This is a genomic window from Streptomyces sp. NPDC052101 (genome assembly GCF_040680235.1).
Lineage (GTDB): Bacteria > Actinomycetota > Actinomycetes > Streptomycetales > Streptomycetaceae > Streptomyces.
On sequence record NZ_JBFAWH010000039.1, the window covers coordinates 27,209 to 47,460 of the forward strand.

11 protein-coding genes and 1 pseudogene are annotated in these 20,252 nt (G+C 67.6%); 7 read left to right on the forward strand and 5 right to left on the reverse strand.

The window, feature by feature from the left end; genetic code table 11:
- Nucleotides 1-201 precede the first annotated feature (201 nt).
- Together AB0L75_RS38195 and AB0L75_RS38200 are read left to right on the forward strand one after the other, a co-directional pair.
- The gene (locus tag AB0L75_RS38195; RefSeq protein ID WP_365190693.1) at nucleotides 202-7,998 is read left to right on the forward strand and encodes a ricin-type beta-trefoil lectin domain protein; all 7,797 of its coding nucleotides are present in this window, start codon (nucleotides 202-204) and stop codon (nucleotides 7,996-7,998) included.
- A gap of 82 nt (nucleotides 7,999-8,080) precedes the next feature.
- Entirely contained in the window at nucleotides 8,081-8,413 is a 333-nt protein-coding gene (locus AB0L75_RS38200; RefSeq protein WP_365190695.1) for a hypothetical protein, read from the forward strand.
- Nucleotides 8,414-8,591: 178 nt separating this feature from the next.
- Here the strand turns inward: AB0L75_RS38200 and AB0L75_RS38205 are convergent.
- Nucleotides 8,592-9,182: pseudogene (locus tag AB0L75_RS38205) on the reverse strand (site-specific integrase); the annotation flags it as partial.
- Between the two features lie 152 nt (nucleotides 9,183-9,334).
- Between AB0L75_RS38205 and AB0L75_RS38210 the strand changes: the two are divergent.
- Nucleotides 9,335-9,859 (forward strand): SMI1/KNR4 family protein, encoded by a 525-nt coding sequence (locus AB0L75_RS38210; protein ID WP_365190697.1) that lies wholly within the window; start codon nucleotides 9,335-9,337, stop codon nucleotides 9,857-9,859.
- A gap of 88 nt (nucleotides 9,860-9,947) precedes the next feature.
- On the opposite strand, the gene AB0L75_RS38215 is transcribed toward AB0L75_RS38210, so the two are convergent.
- Together AB0L75_RS38215 and AB0L75_RS38220 are read right to left on the reverse strand one after the other, a co-directional pair.
- Complete coding sequence (locus tag AB0L75_RS38215; RefSeq protein WP_365190698.1) at nucleotides 9,948-10,097, reverse strand: hypothetical protein; 150 nt, start codon at nucleotides 10,095-10,097, stop codon at nucleotides 9,948-9,950.
- A 215-nt stretch (nucleotides 10,098-10,312) separates the two neighbouring features.
- The gene (locus AB0L75_RS38220) at nucleotides 10,313-10,612 is read right to left on the reverse strand and encodes a hypothetical protein (RefSeq protein WP_365190700.1); all 300 of its coding nucleotides are present in this window, start codon (nucleotides 10,610-10,612) and stop codon (nucleotides 10,313-10,315) included.
- Nucleotides 10,613-11,050: 438 nt separating this feature from the next.
- On the opposite strand from AB0L75_RS38220, the gene AB0L75_RS38225 reads away from it, so the two are divergent.
- Nucleotides 11,051-12,949, forward strand: coding sequence for a hypothetical protein (locus AB0L75_RS38225; protein ID WP_365190701.1), 1,899 nt, complete (start codon nucleotides 11,051-11,053; stop codon nucleotides 12,947-12,949).
- A gap of 503 nt (nucleotides 12,950-13,452) precedes the next feature.
- Complete coding sequence (locus AB0L75_RS38230) at nucleotides 13,453-13,959, forward strand: ricin-type beta-trefoil lectin domain protein (RefSeq protein WP_365190702.1); 507 nt, start codon at nucleotides 13,453-13,455, stop codon at nucleotides 13,957-13,959.
- Between the two features lie 193 nt (nucleotides 13,960-14,152).
- On the opposite strand, the gene AB0L75_RS38235 is transcribed toward AB0L75_RS38230, so the two are convergent.
- On the reverse strand, nucleotides 14,153-16,681 hold the full coding sequence (locus AB0L75_RS38235) for a Helicase associated domain protein (RefSeq protein ID WP_365190703.1): 2,529 nt from the start codon (nucleotides 16,679-16,681) through the stop codon (nucleotides 14,153-14,155).
- Between the two features lie 781 nt (nucleotides 16,682-17,462).
- Here AB0L75_RS38235 and AB0L75_RS38240 point away from each other — a divergent pair.
- Both AB0L75_RS38240 and AB0L75_RS38245 read left to right on the forward strand, forming a co-directional pair.
- Nucleotides 17,463-18,512 (forward strand): S8 family serine peptidase, encoded by a 1,050-nt coding sequence (locus AB0L75_RS38240; RefSeq protein ID WP_365190704.1) that lies wholly within the window; start codon nucleotides 17,463-17,465, stop codon nucleotides 18,510-18,512.
- A gap of 207 nt (nucleotides 18,513-18,719) precedes the next feature.
- Nucleotides 18,720-19,535, forward strand: coding sequence for a class I SAM-dependent methyltransferase (locus AB0L75_RS38245; protein ID WP_365190726.1), 816 nt, complete (start codon nucleotides 18,720-18,722; stop codon nucleotides 19,533-19,535).
- A gap of 165 nt (nucleotides 19,536-19,700) precedes the next feature.
- Here the strand turns inward: AB0L75_RS38245 and AB0L75_RS38250 are convergent, their stop codons facing one another.
- On the reverse strand, nucleotides 19,701-20,192 hold the full coding sequence (locus AB0L75_RS38250) for a hypothetical protein (protein WP_365190706.1): 492 nt from the start codon (nucleotides 20,190-20,192) through the stop codon (nucleotides 19,701-19,703).
- Nucleotides 20,193-20,252: the final 60 nt, after the last annotated feature.

Below are 20,252 nucleotides of genomic sequence, written 5' to 3' on the forward strand. Positions count from 1 at the left end.
CGTCGCCCGGCGCTGATGGGCGAGTTGAGTGACAGAAGCGGCCGCAGTTCCCGGCGGGACCGCCGGCAAAGGCTATTGCCGAACTGATGTCTGATCAATAAGGTTCCTCCGGTTCTGCCGTCACTGCGCCGTTACGGGTTCCTTACCGTTTCTTCACTTTGGGGCGCTCGGCAAGAGGGGGGCTTCAAGGTGGGTTCTGGCGTGCGCTGGTTCGCAACCGTGCGCAGACGGATGTGGGGGCGTGGGCTCACGGTGGCGACAGCGACCGTCGCCGCTTCCACGCTGGTTGTGTCGGCGGCTGCCGCCCAAGGGGTGCCGGAGTATCACTACGACGGCAAGCTGTGGAGCGCCGGGCCGACGTACAAGACGCCCAGCGTCGGCGGACGCCCTCTGGCGAAGCGCCTCGTCGCATCCCCGAAGAGCGTCAAGCCGTTGCGGACCTACCGGCCGTCTCGCCCGGCTTGGCCGAGCGCGGGCAGCAGCACGGTCGTGCTGAGCCCGGGCACACAGCCATCGGCCACCACGGCGGCTGCGAAGGGCAAGTCACCTGCCCAGAAGGCGACCTCCCCCGTGCGGGCCGGCAACCTGCCGGTGTGGGTCGGTCCGGCCGAGCAGGCGGCGAAGAAGCGCGGTGCGGCTCCGACCGCGCCGGCCGCGGTGCGCGTACAACTGGCAGGCCACGCCCAGGCCCAGGCGGCCGGAGCCGACGGCATGCTGGTCGGCTTCGCACGCACCGACGGCGCTGCGTCGTCGGGCCGCGTGGCGATCACCCTCGACTACTCCGCCCTCGACAAGGCATACGGCGGCGGGTTCGCCTCCCGCCTGCACCTGGTGACCGTACCCGGCTGCATCCTGACGACCCCTCAGAAGCCCGCGTGCCGGGAGCGCACCCCGCTCGCCTCTGCCAACAATCCGGTCGCCAAGAAGCTCACGGCCACTCTCGACCTGCCCCGCGCCACGACTTCTGGTGCGGCCGGTGCGGGAAACCATCCCGACGCCGTGTCCCGCTCCGCCTCGGTGGCGCCGATGACCGCCGTCGAGGCGGTCTCGGGAACCTCCGGCTCGCAGGGCGACTACACGGCCACCAGCCTCAACCCCTCGGGCAGCTGGGGCGCCAACGGCACCGGCGCGTTCACCTACTCGTACCCGATCTCCGTGCCGCGGTCACTCGGCGGTTCGGCCCCTTCGGTGGCGTTCTCCTACGACTCCCAGTCCGAGGACGGCGAGACCTCCGCCCGCAACTCGCAGTCGTCGTGGATCGGTGACGGCTGGTCATATTCGCCCGGCTTCATCGAGCGCTCCTACAAACCGTGCAAGCAGGACGGCATCAGCGGCTCCGCCGACCTGTGCTGGGGCGGCTGGCTCGCCACCCTCTCCCTGGGCGGCCACTCCGGAACCCTGGTCCGTGACGACGCCGGCAACTCCGCCACGCCGACGGCGACCCAGACCTGGCACCTGCAGGGCGACGACGGAACCAAGATCGAGGAACTCGGCGGCGCGGACAACGGCCTGTGGAACGGCGAGTACTTCAAGGTCACCACGACCGACGGCACCACCTACTACTTCGGGCGCAACCACGCCCCCGGCGCCACCTCGGACGCGGCCACCAACAGCGCCTGGGGCGAACCGGTCTACAGCCCCAAGTCGGGAGACCCCTGCTACGACTCCGGCCAGGGCAAGAACTCCCAGTGCACGATGGGCTACCGGTTCAACCTCGACTTCGTCGTCGACCCGCACACCAACGTCCAGCGCTACACCTACGCCACCGAGACCAACTACTACGACCGCGGCGGCGGCCAGGTGGCCGCTTCCGGCGGTTCGGGAACGCTGACCAAGTACGTCCGCGGCGGCTACCTGACAGAGATCGACTACGGCTACCAGCTGACGGACGAGGCCGCCGGGAGCAAGCCCGGCGCGCGCGTGCTGTTCAAGACGGCCCAGCGCTGCCAGACCTCGTCGACGTTCACCGACTGCTCGTACGCGAACCTCAACGACAAGACCGCCACCAACTGGCCGGACACCCCCTACGACCTGAACTGCGCCTCGACCGATACCACGTCCGGCACCGGTTCGAACGTCTGCCTGACCACGGCTCCGTCCTTCTGGTCCACCGATCGGCTGGACTCGGTCGTCACCCAGGTCAACGTCGGCGGCACCCTGACCAACGTCGACACCTACCAGCTGAACCAGACATACTCCGACGCCGGCGGCACCGTCGACCCGGTCACCGGTCAGTCCGGCAAGGACGCGGCCGACCAGGGCGAGTTGCAGTCGGTGATGTGGCTCAGCTCCCTCCAGCACACCGGTGACGACACCAGCGGCGGCAGCAGCAGCGCGATCACGCAGCCGAAGGTCAGCTTCCTCGGTACCGAGATCGACAACCGGGTCGACGGCGGCAACGAGCCGTCGCTGTTCCATCCGCGGATCTCCTCGATCACCACGGAGACCGGCGAGTCCATCGCCGTCACCTATGACGACCCGGACTGCTCCCGGCTGAACAAGACGATGCCGTCGTCGCCCGATGCCGACACGATGTCCTGCTACAACGTCTACTGGACCATCCCCGGCGGCGTCACACCGGTCTCCGACTGGTTCAACAAGACCCGGGTCAAGACGGTCGACGTCTCCGACCAGACCGGCGTCGGCTCACCGATGCAGGTCTCGAACTACACGTATTCCCAGCCCGCCTGGCATCGCGACGACTCCGAACTGACCGACGACACCTATCGCACGTGGGACCAGTTCCGCGGCTACCGCACCGTCACCGTCACCACGGGCGCGTCCCCAGATCCGATCACCCAGAAGACCACCACATACCTGCAGGGCATGGACGGCGACGTCCTCGCGGACGGATCCAAGCGCTCGGTCAACGTGACGGACAGCGTCGGCGACACCGTCACCGACAGCGACTGGCTGAGCGGGACGCCGCTGGAGGCCGACACCTACACGCAGGCCGGCGGCAGCATCGACGCCAAACAGATCGACCTCCCGCAGTCCTACACCACCACGGCGACCCACAGCAGCGGCTCCTCGCTGCCCGCCGTCGTCGCCCGCATGATCAAGACCAGCCAGCAGCGGACGTACGGGCTGCTCGCGAGCGGCGGCTGGCGTGAGGCGGAGACGGACACGTCGTACAACGGCGATGCCCTGCCCACCACGATCGACGCCAAGGGCGACGTCAGCGTGGCCTCCCAGGAGAAGTGCGCCACCACGAGTTACGCCACCCCGCCCAGCGGCAACCCGATGATGCTCTCCTACCCGGACGAGATCCTCTCCGTCGCCGGCCCCTGCAGCACCACACCCGGCAGCAGCACCACCATCTCGGACAAGCGGATGTTCTACGACGGCGACGGCACCGTCGCCAATCCGGGAACGTTCGGCCACCTGGGCGCCACCGGCGACCTCACAGCCACCCAGATCATCACGGGCTACAGCGGCGGAGCCCCCTCCTACCGCACGACCCAGGCGACCCACTTCGACCAGTACGGGCGCGCCATCCAGGTCCAGGACGCGGCCGGCAACACCACCAAGACCACCTTCACCCCCACCACCGGACAGCTCCCGACCCAGCTCGTCACCACCAACCCGCGGAACTGGACCACCACATCCGTCATGGACCCGCTGCGCGGCCTGACGATGACCAGCACGGACCCCAACGGCCGTACCACCACCATCGACTACGACGCACTCGGACGCCGTACCGCGATGTGGCTGCCGGGACGCCCGACCTCGCAAAGCGCCAGCAGAACCTTCACCTACGCCGTCAACGGCACGGCACCCAGCACCATCACCACCAACACCCTGCGCGACGACGGCACCTACAACACCGCCATCAACATCTACGACGGCATGCTGCAGCTGCGTCAGACGCAGTCCACCACCGCCAACAACCAGGCCGGGCGGCTGATCTCCGACACCTTCTACGACAGCCACGGCTGGGCGCGGAAGGCCAACAGCTCCTACTACGAGAGCAGCACCTCCCCGACGACCACTGTGTGGGTCGCCGACGACAACCAGGTGCCCTCGCAGCAGGTAGCCGTCCACGACGGGCAGGGACGCACGACCGCCACCCAGCTGTGGTCCAAGGGAACGCAGCAGTGGCAGTCCACGACCGCCTACCCGGGCGTCGACCGCACCGACACCACTCCGGCATCCGGTGGCACGGCGACCTCGGCCTTCACCAACGCCCTCGGCCAGACCACCGCGACCTGGGTGTACGACGACACGGCCACTGCGACCGGCAAGGCATCCGACGCGGTGGTCACCAGCTACACCCATACGCCCGCCGGCCAGGTCGCCACGATGAGCGACAACGCGGGCAACAAGTGGACCTACAGCTACGACCTGCTGGGCCAGGAGACCAAGCAGACCGACCCCGACACCGGCACCACGACGTTCGACAAGTACGACGATCTCGGCAACCTGCTGCAGACCACCGACGCGCGCGGCCAGACCCTGTCGTACGCGTACGACGCCCTGGACCGTAAGACCGCCGAGTATTCGGGCGCCTGGTCCGCGACCCCGGACCCGAGCAAGGAACTCACGTCCTTCAGCTACGACACCCTGGCCAAGGGACACCCCACCTCCTCGACCCGCTACGTGGGCGGCGCCGGCGGAGACGCCTACACCCAGGCCGTCACCGGCTACACCACCGACTACAAGCCCACCGGCACCTCCACGACCATCCCGACGTCAACCGGCTTCCCCAGCAACGGCACCGGCGGCAACTCCAACACCTACACCGTCAAGTACAGCTACACCCCCGTCATGGGTCTGCTCTCCGAGACGGACTACGGCGCGGACGGCGGCCTCCCCTCCGAGACCGTCGGCTACGGCTACGACATGCAGGGCCTGCTCGGCGGGTTCGGCGGCAAGAACACTTACCTCGACACCACCGACTACACCCCGCTCGGCCAGGTGACCGACACCCGGTGGGGGCTGTACGGAGAGCAGGTCGAGCCGACCTTCTCCTACGACGGCGCCACCGGCCGCGTCACGCAGTCCAGCGTGAACCTGCAGACCAGCTCCACCTCCGCGCTCGACGTCACCAGCTACCGCTACAACCAGGCAGGCGACGTCACCGCCGTCTCCGACAGCCAGTCCGGCGGCACCACGGACACCCAGTGCTTCACCTACGACCACCTGAACCGACTGACGACGGCCTGGACCGACACCGCCGGTCTCACCTCGGCCGGGACCGGCAGCACCGGCGGATGCACGACCACGACGCCGTCGGCATCGACGATCGGCGGCCCGGCCCCGTACTGGCAGTCGTACACCTACAACGCCCTGGGCGACCGCACCCAGCAGGTTCAGCACGACACCTCCGGCACCACCGCGAACGACGTCACCCAGACGGCGACCTACCCCGGCAGCGGCACGTCCCCCGCCACATTGGCGAACGCCGCGACCAAGATCACCACCACCGGGCCGGGCGGCACGGCGACGATGACGCCGCGCTATGGCGACGGAGCCGGTAACACCACCGGCCGTACGGTCACCACGGCGGGCCCGCTCGTCTCCGGCATGACCCGCTCGGGCACGAAGCTGTGCGTCGACGACTCCGCGTCCGGCACCACCGACGGCAACAAGATCGACCTCTGGACGTGCAACGGCTCCGGCGCGCAGCAGTGGACGATCGGGACCGACGGCACGGTGCGGGTGCTGGGCAAGTGCCTCGACGCGTCGGGTGGCGGGACGACCAACGGTACGAAGATCGACCTGTACACCTGTAACGGTGCTTCCGGTCAGCAGTGGAAGGCCGGGGCGAACGGCTCGCTGGTCAACACCGCGTCCGGCAAGTGCCTGGACGATCCGTCGTCCTCGACCACCAACGGTACGCAGCTGCAGATCTGGACGTGCAACGCGTCGTCGGCGCAACGCTGGACGAACGCGATGACGGGCACCGTCCTGCCCGGCGCCACGCAGTCCTTCGCCTACGACGCCGAGGGCCGGACGGCCTCAGTGACCACTCCGTCCGGCGGCAAGGACCAGACCACCGCCTACCTCTACGACGCCGGCGGCAGCCTGCTACTGCAGACCACGCCGACCAGCAAGATCCTCTACCTCTTCGGCGGTGCCGAACAGCTCACCCTCAGCACCGGCGCGGCAACGGTCACGGGCCAGCGGTACTACCCCGGCCCGGACGGCATCACCGAGGTACGGTCCTCCGACGGCACGCTGACCTACGAGGTCTCCAACGCCCAGGGAACCGCGACGGAAGACCTCGCCGCGTCGAACCTGGCGGTCACCCGCCGCTACTTCGACCCCTACGGCAACCCTCGTGGTCCGCAGCCGGCAACGTGGGCCGACAACCACGGCTACCTCGGAAAGCCCACCGATGGCACCACCGGCCTCGACCTGCTGGGAGCCCGCGACTACGACCCCGTCCAGGGACGCTTCCTGACCGCCGACCCCCTGATGGAGGCCGGCGACCCGAACCAGATGAGCGGCTACTCCTATGCCGCGGACAACCCCAGCACCGGCAGCGACCCCACCGGCCTGCGTCTGAGGTGCGGTGACGGGGACGACCCAGCCTGCCCCTCAGGCGGCGGAGCCTCGGTCGGCGGTGGCGGCCCCTCATCCAGCGACGGCGGGGGAGGAGGCGGCGCCACCACGACCTCCAGCGGAGGCACCACAGCGGCTCCGTCCAGTGGCCCCGTCTGCAACGTCGCGTCGAAGTTCGGCGGCGATGTCTGCGAAGCCCAGCAGATGGGCACCTACGGTCCGCCGACGTCGGGAACCCTCCGCGACTCCATAGCCGGGTGGCTCGACGGGGTCATCAACCTGGTTGAGCAGTACAACCCCGGCTGGGCGATAAGCAACGTCCCCCATGACGTGGCGAATGGCATGGCCCCGGGCATTGCGGGTCCGCCGAAGTACGTACAGCCGCGCCACGTGGCAGCGCACGTCCTGAACGCGCACCCCAACACGGATGCGTACAAGGGTGCCGAAGCATCGGTGGTCCTCGCGACGGTGGCATTCAGCGACGGCGGCGATGCCACTGAGGCAGCCGCCGCGGCCGTGGCCGAGGCCAGCGACGCCCAGGACGGCCTCGCGGCCGCGGCGGAGGTCAAGAACGTCGTCAGCGAGACCACGGAAGAAGCCACAGCAACCGCCGCAACTCCCAGCCGACCCGATACGGGAGCCTCCGGCGGCGGTGAAGGCGGCTGCAGCTTCAGCCCGTCGACCCGTGTGGTGATGGCGCATGGCAAGACCAAGGCGATCGCCGCGGTCAAGCCCGGCGACAAGGTGGAAGCCGGCGACCCGGCAACCGGCAAACACCGAGGCCCCCGCACCGTCCAGCACGTGTGGATCAACCACGACCACGACCTTCTCGACGTTACGATCCGCACCAAGAACGGACAGACCGCCACCCTTCACACCACCGCCAACCACCCCTTCTGGGACGACACCACCCACAGTTGGGTACCGGCTGGCAAACTCCACAACGGCGATGCCCTCAATACCGCCGTCGGCCATGCCTACGTTGCCGCCACCCACGCCACCCCTGGCACCGCAAACCGCTGGAACCTGACCGTCCAGCAACTCCACACGTACTATGTGGTGGCGGGCCGCACGACGATCTTGGTTCACAACACCTGCGGTGAGGTGGCGGTTGACACTAATGCTGTGACGGATGCCCTTTCCGGTGCGAAGACTGCTGAGGTAGATGCCGCCTTGGCGGGGCGTGCGCCCGTGCTCTCGCCTACTGCCCACCGTGAACTGCTTGAGGGTGGGCACTCGGCGGAGGATATTGCTAGCTGGCTAGCGGAGCGCGGCGGTCGTATGGGGCCTGAGTCAACAAGCGATGGTGTTGCTTCCCTGCAAGATCGACTCAGGGCTATGTGGAGGGGCAAGTCCTTCAATCCGATGATTGCGGATGATGACGCCTCAGTCCTGCATTCCGCCATGCAGGATGAATTGTCAATCATTACAAACGACAAGAGATTCTATAAGAACATAGATAGGCTCGGATATTCGAGTGAACGATATTAGTTGGATGTAGTTAGGGTGGCCTGCTCTATCACTTGCGGGCCACCACTAGTTAGACAACCTGCTGGTAGAAGGTGGTGACTGTATGCGTCAGGATGAGCTTGAAGAGATCGAGGAGCTGTGCTCTGCAGCTACTCCGGGGCCTTGGTTTGTCAGGACCTTGGACGATGACTCTGCCATGAATCTTGTCGCGGTGAGCACGGTGCCGGATACCGGTCACGCCGAGAGGTGGCCTAATTTCGATCATCGCGAAATCGTGGCTGCAACGCTGGTTCAACACCCGCGCTACGTTGATTCTGGTGACGAGCGTTGGGATGAGAATGCGGCCTTTATTGCAATGGCGCGAGAGGCTGTACCGCGTTTGGTGGGTGAAGTTAGGCGCCTGCGTGCTCTGCTGGCAGGTGAGGGAGAAAGCTGAGGTCTTCGTGTTTAACTTCGGCAGCCCCATATGATTTCCCCTGAGTGGCATTTAACGCTTTGGGGATATTGGCTGACGGTCGGCTGGAAGGCGCACCAGACGGCGGCCCCGCCGGTATTGTCCGGTGGGGCCGTTGCGGTCTCTCTGGGCGGTTTGACGGCAGTAGTTGACGGCAACGTCAGCGGACGGGTGCTGCATAAGACGGCGGGCCGTCTCCGTCGTTGCCCTCGGCTCGGTCGCCGAGTGCGCGTCCGAGGAGGTCGATGGCTTGACGCTGGAGGCGGAGGCGGACGTGGGCATACACGGTGGCGGTGACGCCGATGTGGGCGTGGCCCAACAGTTCCTTGATGACGACGAGTTCGACGCCTTGCTCCAGGAGGAGGGTTGCCGTTGAGTGGCGGAGGTCGTGGAACCGGATCGGCCGTAGCTGGGCATCGCGGAGCAGCGCGTTGAACTGCCGGGTGAGGGTGGCGGGTTCGATCGGATGGCCGTCGGGCCGTGTGAAGACGTGACCGCTGCCCTGCCAGGCCGAGCCCGCCTCGTCCTTCTCCTGTGCCTGATGCTTGCAGTGCGCACGAAGTGAGGTGACGCAGGAGACCGGCAGCGCGATGTGCCGCTCGGAGCTGATGGTCTTGGTCGGCAGGGTGGTCAGACCGCCGGTACGGGTGCGCTGGAGGGTGCGGCGGATGGTGGCGGTGCCGCCGTCGAGGTCGAGGTCTTCCCAGCACAGGCCGAGGAGTTCGCCCTTGCGTAGGCCGGTGCGCAGGGCAGTTCGACTGGCCGTAGAAGGTGGTCAATTTGTCCAATACTCGGTCACTCCTATATATGAGGGAAGTGATCTAGCGCCGCGCGCCGTAACCATTTCGGCGTATGGCAACGGAGACTTCAATCTAAATGTCACAATTTTGAATGGGAGGTAGCATGAGCATCGACGAACTAGCGTCCGTAGTGTCGCCTCCCCCGGGTGTCCACCCTGGTGAAGTCGACTGGCAGTCTGTCGAGCGCCTGATTGGTTGCGCCTTGCCCGCCGACTATAAGGAGATGGTCCGGCGATACGGTCCGGGCTGCTTCTCGCATTTCATTCACATCTATCAGTCTTCGAGTGAACTGCGGGCCATTGATCTTCCTACTCAAGTTGGCGATTCGTTGTGGGCGCTCAGGTATCTGAGAGACGCCGGTGAGCCAATGCCGTATCGGATCGACGATCCAGCGGAAGTGCTCGCTTTCGGCCGAACGGACAACGGGGACGTTCTCTTTTGGAGGCGTATGGACATTGAAGCTCCCGATACATGGACCGTTCTTGTGAAGGAGCCTCGGGGTGAAGGGTGGTTCGAATTCCCTGGCGACATGTCGGGATTCTTGGCCAAGGTCCTAGATCGTACACTTGCTGTGCCTATTTTTCCGCGACGATTCCCGTCAATGGCACCGATCTTTGAGTCTTACTAGCAGCCTTCCTTAATTGCGTCAGTGGCCCCGCCGGATTTGATTCTGGTGGGGCCGCTGTGGTGTTTGACGGCAGTAGTTGACGGCAACGTCAGCGGACGGGTGCTGCACGAAGCGGCGGGTCGTCGCTGTCGTCGGGCTCGATGGTGGTGTCGGCGAGGTTGCTGAGGGCGTGGCCGAGGAGGCCGATGGTCTGGCACTGGAGGCGGAGGCGGACGTGGGCGTAGACCGTTGCGGTCACGCCGATGTGGGCGTGGCCCAGGAGTTCCTTGTGCGCAGCACTGGCAGACGGTCCGCAGGGCGTTCAGCCAGGACGGTGTAGGTGGCGTCTCTCGGGCATGTCCCGAGCCCGCGGACACCGGCGCGTCTTCTGCCCCTCGCCCATGGCACCGGGAACCGGCCGAACCAGAAGCCCTGCCTTCCCGCCGCGCCCCGCCTCTTCTGGGGTCGTTGGGCTCAGCGCAGGACGACGTTGTGGGCGGGCGAGACGTCCGGCTGTAGGTCCCCGTGGCCCAGGTTGGCCAGGACGGGGCCGAGGATCTTGGCGAAGGCCTCGAACGACTCGGAAGACTCCCACACATCGGTGACTCGCCAACAACCGCCGACGGGTCCGGCGATGTGGGTGAGCAGTCCGGGCACGGGCAGGTCGGCCGGCGAGGTGAAGCCGCGGCCTTCGGTGATGCGCTCGATGCAGGTGTCGTACAACTCCTGGGCGGCAGAAGTGTTTTCGAGGTCAAAGGTGACGATGACGGCCACGGGTGCTCCTGTCCGTTTTCCGCTGGATCCGGCGTATGTCGTCCCACGGTCTGCCGCCCCGACGGCAGCGGCAACGGCGCATGGGGGCGGCCAGACGGGGCGCCGGGAGCGGAAGCGCGTGCGGGCACTCACCGTGCGTGTTCCTGCTGACGTAGGCGGCTCGCCGATCGAGGCTCGGTGGCTGGAGATCGTCCGTCGGCTGCGTACGCATCTCTGATCAAGGATTTACCTGTTCCGCGTTGTTCGTGGTCGGTGGTGTGGCTAGCGTTCGTGCACCCCCCATCTGCGGATCTCGCATCGGCATCGGTCGGCAGCATCCGCATGTCATGGGCAGACCACCCGGTCCCCCATCGTCACCACCACAAGAAGGGCATTTCCTTGCTCCCAAGGAGACGTCGGGCGGCATCCGCCGCCGCCCTGCTGTCCACCACGGCACTCATGTCGACCGGCTGGCTCACGGCCACCGCGTCCGCCGCACCGTCGGCCACCGGGGCACCCCATGTCAAACACCTGTGCGCCCACGCCACCACACCGGGCCATGTGGCGTGCCTCGCCGAGGCCCGCACCGACGTCGTCCAGCACCTGACCGTCGGCCCGGACACCACCCCGTCCGGTTACGGCCCCTCGGACCTGCAGAGCGCCTACAACCTGCCGTCCTCCACCGCCGGTTCGGGCCGCACCGTCGCGATCGTCGACGCCATGGACGACCCCAACGCCGAGTCCGACCTGGCCGCCTACCGGTCCCAGTACGGCCTGACCGCCTGCACCACGGCCAACGGCTGCTTCAAGAAGGTGAACCAGACCGGCGGCACCACCTACCCGAGCGCGGACTCCGGCTGGGCCGGCGAGATCTCCCTCGACCTCGACATGGTCAGCGCGGCCTGCCCGCAGTGCCACATCATGCTCGTCGAGGCCTCCTCCACGAATATGAGCGACATCGGCAGGGCCGAGAACGAGGCAGTCGCGCTCGGCGCGAAGTACGTCTCCAACTCCTTCGGCGGCCCCGAGGACCCGACCGAGACCACCGCCGACGTCCAGTACTTCAACCACCCCGGCGTCGCCATCACCGTCAGCGCGGGAGACAGCGGCTACGGCGTCCAGTACCCGGCATCCTCCCCCTACGTCACCGCGGTCGGAGGCACCTCCCTCAGCCGCGCGAGCAACACCCGCGGCTGGAGCGAGTCGGTCTGGTCCAATGGCAGCACCGACGGCACCGGATCCGGCTGCTCCGCCGACGAGGCAAAGCCCACCTGGCAGTCCGACACCGGCTGCGGCAAGCGCACCGTCGCCGACGTCTCCGCGGTCGCCGACCCGGCCACCGGCGTCGCCGTCTACGACACCTACGGCGCCTCAGGCTGGGACGTCTACGGCGGCACCAGCGCCTCCTCGCCCCTCATCGCGGCCACCTACGCACTCGCCGGCACCCCGACCGCGAACAGCTACCTGTCCTCGTACCCCTACGGCCACAGGTCGGCGCTGAACGACGTCACCTCGGGCAGCGACGGCACCTGCTCGACGAGCTACCTGTGCACCGCCGGCACCGGCTACGACGGCCCGACCGGCCTCGGCACCCCCAACGGCACCACAGCCTTCGCAGGCGGCGCGGGCACGGTCAACTCGCTCCAGCCCGGTCAGAAGCTCACCTCCGGCCACCGTCTGAGCAGCGCGAACATCACGCTCACGATGGGCAGCGACGGCAACCTGGTCGCCTACCTCAAGACGAACGGAACGAGCAGCAGCGGCCCGGCGATCTGGTCCACCGGCACCTCCGGCCACTCCGGCGCTTACGCCTACATGCAGAGCGACGGCAACCTCGTGGTCTATTCGAGCACCGGCAGCGCGCTCTGGTCGACCCACACCAACGGGCACAGCGGCGCCTACTTCCTGGTGCAGGACGACGGCAACATGGTGGTCTACGGCTCCGGCGGCGGGCCCGGCACCGGCGGCTCGCTGTGGTCGGACGGCACCTACACGCGGTCGACGAAGATCGGCTCGGGCCAGAAGCTGCAGGGCGGCTGGTGGGCCCAGACCCAGTACACGCGCCTGGTGATGCAGCCGGACGGCAACTTCGTGATCTACCGCAAACACGACGGCAAGGCGATCTGGTCCTCCGGCACCTCCGGCCACTCCGGCGCCTACGCCTACATGCAGAGCGACGGCAACCTCGTGGTCTATTCGAGCACCGGCAGTGCGCTGTGGTCCACCCACACCAGCGGCCACACCGGCGCGTACGCCCTGCTGCAGAGCGACGGCAACTTCGTCGTCTACACGAGCACCGGCGGACCCGGCAAGGGCGGCGCCCTGTGGGCCGGCAACACCCAGTCATACGTGCCCTGAGCCGTACATCCTCTTGAAAAGTGCCGATGACCTGGGAAATCCCCAGGTCATCGGCATATGAGGACTCCCCTGGATCTGGACCCCCGTCCGGCCGACCAGCCGGCGCAACGGGGGCGGGGTGCCGGCCCTGTGCATGCCGTCCCCCTCCGAATCCGCATCATGAACAGGCAAGGCAGCCCGCTCCCCGTACCACCGTCGGTGCTGAAACGGGCCCCACCTGTGCTTTCCCGGCTCACTGTGCACTGCGGCACCGGAACCCTCTCTTCACCGTGCAACTGACCACTGCACACGATGCGTTGCCGGCCGTAGCTTCGTGACGGCTTCACGCAAGGCCAAACCGAGCGGCACCGCAGACACGCCAACTGCTGTGCTACCCCCGTACCGCCTGAAGCGTGGTGTACAAGGCTGCGTTCGAGCAGGCCGGAGCCCATCGCGCTCAGTTGATACTGCGGACCGTTTCGCCTGTTCTTCCAGTACCAGCCCAGTCACAAGATGGAGAATCCATGAAATCCGGCATCAAGGTGGCGCTGGCCGCCGCGGCGTCGCTGGCCGCAGTTATGGCTGCGACCGGATCCGCCCACGCACAACAGATATCCCGCTCACACGTCATCATGTACAACTCGCAGAGGAACACGTGTCTGCGCACCGACGGCCCACGTGAAGTCACGCTCGGCTCTTGCGGCGACGCTGCCGCCCAGTGGAACATCATCCCCGACGACGGCTACAACGAGATTCAGAACGTGGCCACCGGAACATGCCTGGAACACTACAATCAAGCCGGAGGGATCTTTCCTGTACTGGGCGAGACGTACCTCATGTCGTGCGCAGGCAACCCGCGCGTGCTCTGGGACGCAGACTTCGTGTACAACAACGTGTTCCTCTTTCAGAATCACGAAGATCCCAGCATCTGCCTGGACTCGGGACAGCAGAACCCAGCCAGCTCAGGTTTTTGGCTGGAGTTCAACGACTGCCACCTGAACAACGCCTACCAACAGTGGGAACTCGCCTGACCCATACCATGGCGGGTTCGAAATCCCGCTCGGGGTCGGGGTCGGGTCGGGGTCGTGGTCAGGGTTTGGGTAAACGGGGCAGATGATTCTGGCTTCGTCCTGTACGCCCTTGTCCGCCTGTTTCCGCTGTTCGAGCGCGGCGTGCGGGCTTTCGCCGACGCACTGAACAACTCACCCTGCGCCATACCCTCTTCTATGCCCAGCGCATGGCGATGGTGGAGAGCTGTTCGATCCGCTCCGGTGACAGTGCGGCGGCTCTGCTGCGCTGGTTGCTGATCCAGGCGCCGAGCTTGATGGCGCGCTCCTCCTGGTCCTCGTCGCCGCCGACCGCGATGGTCTCCACATGCTTGCGGGGTACGCGGAGATGGCCTTCGCGTTCGTAGTACTGGCGGGCGGCGGTGTAGTTGAGGGCCCACCGGTCGGCCTGCGCACGTCGCGGTTCCGGCCTCTCGTCCTCGCCTGTGGGTTCGATGGCGAGGATGTGTTCGCACATCCACTGCTGCGCGCCGGTGAGCTGGTCGAAGCCGAGCCGCTGCTGGTGCACCCAGTGTCCGAGGTCCTCGCCCTGGTTCACGACGTCGCCCGGCGATGCGGGCAGTGTGCCGCCGGCTTCCAGGTGTGTCCGCACCAGGTGGAAGCATCGCTGCCATTTCACCGTCCAGGCCGGACACCAGGCGGGGTCGATGCCGTCCAGTTGCTCGCGTCGCTCCTGCGAGAGCGCCCCGACCGCGGACTGAACCGGCCGGCCTTCGGCACGCCGCTGCTCGTTCTGGGCGGCCTTACGGGCGGCGGCCCGCTGGTTCTTCAGCCAGATGCCCACCTTGTAGCCCTGGTAGGTGGCGTCGGTCGGGGCCAGCAGGTGCCCGTGTTCCGCGGCCCACCCACGGGCGGCGGCCAGGCCCTCTTCCCATGCGACATCGAAGTGGGACCAGACCATGCCCAGCTGCTGCAACTGTGCGATGCGGTCTTCGTCCATGTGCCCGCGGGCGTAGAACCTTCTGGCGTCGGCGATCCATTGCCCCAGCGGGAAGGCGGCGAGCGAGTCCGGCCATCCCTCGGTCTTTGCCGCCGCGTCGTCGCGGCCCGGGACGCGGTAGGTGAAGGGGACCTTCAGGTCGCCGTGGAGCCGGTGGTAGAGGACGGCGGCCTCGATCCCGCGGCGCCAGTGGGCGTGTTCGGGGTTGAGGACGCGCAGGTTGATGAACGCGGCCAGGTGCGCCGGGTCACGCGGGGTGGAGAACTTCAGCAGCTCTCTGGCCGGCACTGACAGTCGGTCGCTTCGGTCGCTTCGGTCGCTCTCGGCTTCCTCGCCTTCTGCCCCGCTGCGGCTCCGCACGCCCCGGACCCGGCTCTGTGCCTGCTGCTGCGCCAGGGCCTCCACGACCCTGGCGTCGTGCGCCCTGAGCGCCTCGAGCAGTTTCGCCAAGCCGCCGTACGCCCGGGAGGTGAGCATGTTGTCCGCTGTCTCCCCGGGTCCGAGCAGGACCGGTACCACGAGGGATGCGGTCTTGCCCTCGCCGGGTTGCATCCGCAGCGCCCGGCCCACGGCCTGGACGAGATCCGGCATGGAGCCGCGCACGTCGGCCCAGAACACGGAGTCGCAGTTGCGGGTGTCGACGCCCTCGCCCAGGACCCTCACGGATCCCAGGTAGCCCTTCTCCACGACCGTGCCGTCCGTGGCGATCCCGTCGGCGAACTCTCCGAGGACCCGCCGACGGTGGTTGGGCTTGTGATCGCCGCACAGCCAGTCGGCCCAGATCGTCCTGGGGTACAGCTCCGGGTCGTCCGCGTGCAGCCGCGCGGCGACGTCCGCAAGGCCGGCTGCGAAAGCCTCGGCCTCCTTCACCACGTGGTGGAAGACCAGCGTGCGCCGGAAGTCCTCCTCCGAGGCCGCCTTGAGCAGCGCGGTCTGCAGGGCGGCGAGCCGGGCCCCGCGGACCTGGTCCGAACGGCCTTCGATGCCGAGGAGCTGGGCTGCCTGCAGGTGGGTGTCAGTGATGTCGAGGCACACGACCTGGTAGGGGGCGCAGATGCCCCGGTCGATCGCCTCGGAGAGCGTGAGGGTGTGGCAGCGCGCCCCGAATGGCCCGTTGGGGTCGTCCTCCATGCTCGCCACCAGCTCACCCGGCGCGCCCTGCTCCGTGTCCTCATCCAGCTGCCACAGCCGGGGCGTGGCGGTCATGTACAGGCGTCGCAGTGAGGGGATGCGCGTGTTGTTGTGGACGACCGCCCACGGCTTCCCGATCCGTCCCGAGGTCCGGTGCGCCTCGTCGACCACGATCAGGTCCCAGCCGGGAAGGCCGGCCCTGTGCGCGCGTTCCAGTGTGCCCAGCCCGAGCGAGGCGTACGTGGCGAACACCGTGACCTTGTCGAACGGCCGCACCCAGTTGACCAGCTCGTACGCGTCCGTGGTGTTCGGGAACGCCACCTCATCCCCGCGCAGGGACGAGACCCCGATCATCGGCCCGGTACGGCCGCCCTCCCGCCAGGCAGCCTCGGTCTGCGCGAGCAGGTCCAGCGAGGGCACGAGCACCAGTACCCGGCCCGCCCGCAGTTCCTCCGCGCTGCGCAGGGCGACGAGGGTCTTCCCGGAGCCGGTTGCCATGACCACCTGAGTCCGCAGCCCGCGTTCGGGCACGGTCGATCGCGCAGGCAATTCCAGGTGCCGCAGTACCGCGTCAACGGCTTCCCGCTGGTGGGGACGGAGTTGCGTCACTGCCATTCCAATCTGCTCCGGTCTGCCGGGTCGAGCTGGCGCGGCTCCGCTCATGAGGGCACTGGTCAGGCTGGTCGGACGCTGATCAGCTTCAGTGAAGGCGCACCGTGACCGGCACATATCCCCTCCACTGAATTTTTTTCTGATTCCAGAGTCTATCCACTTTCAAACTGAAGCAAGGAACGTGCGAGGGAAGACCCACGAGCATGACGGGAACCCATTCGCCAGCTGTACACCGTGATCTTGCTGGTGCGGCACTGCCATGACGAGCCGCCACCCGCTCCTGCCGATCGGCAGCTAGCTGTCGACAGGCGTCGTTGCCGTCCGTGATCCGGGGATCTGCTGTATGGGCGGTTTCGGTAAGCCATCCGACGGGTGATCAGGTGCTGCTCGGGTTTGGTCCCGTGGTCGGGGGCCGACAGTGGGCGCCGCGGCAGACGCCGCTACGGGTTGCGCGGACCGGCGGGAAGAGCCGGGAGGCACGGGCCAAGGACGCGAGCCCGAAGACCAGGCGGCTACAGCCCGCCCGAGCACGGCGCCGCCCGTCCGGCTCCGGAGGAGTGTCATGTTCCGCGCCCGTCCGATCCGGTCGTTGCGGGCCGCGGTCTTCGTGCTGGTGGGCTTGGCGGCGGCTTCGGCGACCGCCCAGGCTCAGGGCTCGCCCGTCGGTCACCCCGGTCACCGTCCAGCGGCCGTCCATGGTTCGGCTGCCGACCGACCCGAACCGCTGCCTCCCGTGCGAGTTTGCCGGCCGACATCCGATTGGCATCGGGCGGCCTGTCTGGCCATGATCAATCCCAACTTCAGAGCCGTCGCTTCCCTCCCACCGGGTGCGCAGCCGGCAGGCCTCAGCCCGCTCGACATCCGCAGTGCCTACGAGCTGGCCGGCACCCACGGCAGGCGCCGGACCGTGGCCATCAACGTCGCCTACCACCATCCCGACATGGAGAGCGATCTGGCCGTCTACCGTCGCCAGTTCCACCTCCCGCCGTGCACCACGGCCAGCGGCTGCCTCCGTGTGATCAACCAGAACGGCGGCAGCGCCCTGCCGACCACCGTCGTCCCGGAATGGTCGCTCGAGGAGGCCATCGATGTGGACATGGTGAGCGCCGCCTGCCCGGGCTGCCACATCCTGGTCGTCGAAGACGACGACTCCGCCCCCGGCGAGGTGTTCGCCGGGGTGGACCAGGCTTTCGCCCAGGGCGCCAAGTTCATCTCCAACAGCTGGGACCTGCCGGAGGCCTCGTTCGAGAGCGCCTTCGACTTCCACTTCAACCACACAGGCGTGGCCTTCACCTTCAGCTCGGGTGACGACGGAGGCCAGACGCGGTATCCGCCCGCATCCCCCTATGTCACCGCCGTGGGCGGTACTTCACTGTTTCGTGCGCACAACCGTCGCGGCTGGACGGAAAGCGCTTGGAACGGCAGCGGATGCGGCTGCTCTCTCTTCGAGCCCAAGCCCGCCTTCCAGCACGACACCATCTGCCCGAACCGCACCATCGCCGACGTCTCCGCGGTCGCGGACATCGCCACCGGCGTGGCGGTGTACACCACATCCCCCATCCCCGACGGTTCCACCGGCTGGGTGGTCGCGGGCGGCACCAGCGTGGCCTCCCCGCTGGTCGCGGGGATGTACGCACTGGCCGGCAACCCCGCTCCCGGCACGTTTCCCAACTCCTATCCCTACGCCCACCCGCAGGACTTCTTCGACATCACCACCGGCATGGCCGGCTCCTTCTCCGCGGTGCCCGGATACGACGCGCCCACCGGTATCGGCACCCCCGCCGGCGTTGCCGGACTGCGTGACCCCTCGGTCGGAGGGTACGGCGCCGCCTGATGCGAGACATCGAGCCGGGAAAGACGCCGACGGTGAGCGGCGCCGTGGCTCACCTCCCCGCTTACCGAGCGCTGTGAGTACCTGCTTCTGATCTGGGACCGGTTGGCTGGCCGCGCATGAACCTGGCTCCACTCATCAGGCCCCTTGGAATCAATCATCTAGGCTGGCGCGGTGACTGATGAGCAGGAGCGGGTGCAGCCGTCGGGAGTGTGGGCCACGGCGGTGGGTGTGGCCAGGGTGCGGGCGCTGGAGACCGAGCGGGAGAACGCGCTGTTCCGCGACCCACTGGCACAGGCCTTCGCCGCCGCCGGCGGCCTGTGGCCCTCCTCGCCGCCGCTGCCCGATGACGAGGCCGCGCGACGCCGTCGGCTGGCCGTGGCGTTCTCCATCGTCATCAGGACGAGGTTCCTCGACGACCTGTTGCAGCAGGCCTCCGCGTCCGGGATCCGGCAGGTCGTGCTGCTCGGCGCCGGCATGGACAGCCGGGCCTTCCGGATGGACTGGCCCGAGGGCACCCGGCTGTTCGAGGTCGACACCGCCGCGCCACTGGACTTCAAGGCTTCGGTGCTGCGCCAGGAGCGGGCCGTCGCACGCTGCGAGCGGATCACCGTCGCGGTGGATCTGCGTGAGGACTGGCCGGGCGCGCTGGCCGCCGCAGGGCACGACCCGGCGGTGCCGACCGTGTGGATCGCCGAAGGACTGCTGATCTATCTGCCCGAGGACGCGGTGGAGCTGCTGCTGGCCCGGATCAGCGCGCAGTCGGCGGCAGGCAGTCGGATGGGGCTGACGTTGGGCTCGCGCGGTGTGATCGAGCGCTTCGGCGCGGACGCCGTGCCGGGATCGGCGGCGTCCATGTGGGTCTCGGAGATGCCCGACGACCCGGTGGGCTGGCTGGCCGGGCACGGCTGGGAGGCCGACTGCCACACCCTGCGCGAGTGCGCTGCCGCCTACGGCCGCCCGATCAGCACCCCGCCGCAGCGCGAAGAGTGGCCCGGCGGACTCATCTCGGCGGTCCGCCGGTAGAGCGCCTCCCGGTTCCCTGAATGATCGATTCCAAGGGGGCCGGACTGATGAGTGGAGCCAGGTTCACGCGCGGCCAGCCGGTCATGCGCGCACTGACCGCCTACGACCACTCAACCCCTTGGAATCGGTCATCTAAAGCTTGTCCCGATATCCGCGTGCGCAGGATCAGGATCCGTTGCGATCCGGTGAGGCGGTGTACTGCAGCCACTTGTCCACCATGTCCTGGGACTCGTCGAGAGCCGGATCGCGACTTCCACCGGGCGCGTATGCCGGAGACCGGTCGGCACGCAGTGGCAAGTGGGCGCAGTACCAGGCCCGCTTGGCGCCCGCTTGCTCCGCGTCCGTACCCGCCCGCGCGTAGTTGAGCAGTGCCGCCGTGACTCGCCGGCGCCCGAATACGTAGAGCGCGGGCTCGATGAACCAACGGCAGAAGCTGGGGTCAGGGTCATGGACGGCTGCGGCCAACAACGGTGCGAAGAACTCCTCGGACAGACTGACGCGTTCGAGGAGTGGCTTGCGTACCGCATGGGCCAGGTGCCGAGCGTGCCTGTCTTCCGGCACGCTCGCCGCGTTGTCGAGGTCCAGCAGTCGAGCCACCTCGGCTGCGGCCGACAGGAATGTCGGTGCCTCTGCCTCGTTCCGCTCTTGGTCGACCATGGGCAGCATTCTGGGCCGATCCCGGCCCGAGAGGTGGAGAGACGCTGGTTTGCCGATCCG

What these genes read in the sequence shown, in the direction of transcription:
- AB0L75_RS38200 (WP_365190695.1), top strand. Translation starts at nt 8,081, where the DNA reads ATGCGTCAGGATGAGCTTGAAGAGATCGAGGAGCTGTGCTCTGCAGCT.
- AB0L75_RS38210 (WP_365190697.1), top strand. Translation starts at nt 9,335, where the DNA reads ATGAGCATCGACGAACTAGCGTCCGTAGTGTCGCCTCCCCCGGGTGTC.
- AB0L75_RS38225 (WP_365190701.1), top strand. Translation starts at nt 11,051, where the DNA reads ATGTCGACCGGCTGGCTCACGGCCACCGCGTCCGCCGCACCGTCGGCC.
- AB0L75_RS38230 (WP_365190702.1), top strand. Translation starts at nt 13,453, where the DNA reads ATGAAATCCGGCATCAAGGTGGCGCTGGCCGCCGCGGCGTCGCTGGCC.
- AB0L75_RS38235 (WP_365190703.1), bottom strand. Translation starts at nt 16,681, where the DNA reads ATGGCAGTGACGCAACTCCGTCCCCACCAGCGGGAAGCCGTTGACGCG.
- AB0L75_RS38240 (WP_365190704.1), top strand. Translation starts at nt 17,463, where the DNA reads ATGATCAATCCCAACTTCAGAGCCGTCGCTTCCCTCCCACCGGGTGCG.
- AB0L75_RS38250 (WP_365190706.1), bottom strand. Translation starts at nt 20,192, where the DNA reads ATGGTCGACCAAGAGCGGAACGAGGCAGAGGCACCGACATTCCTGTCG.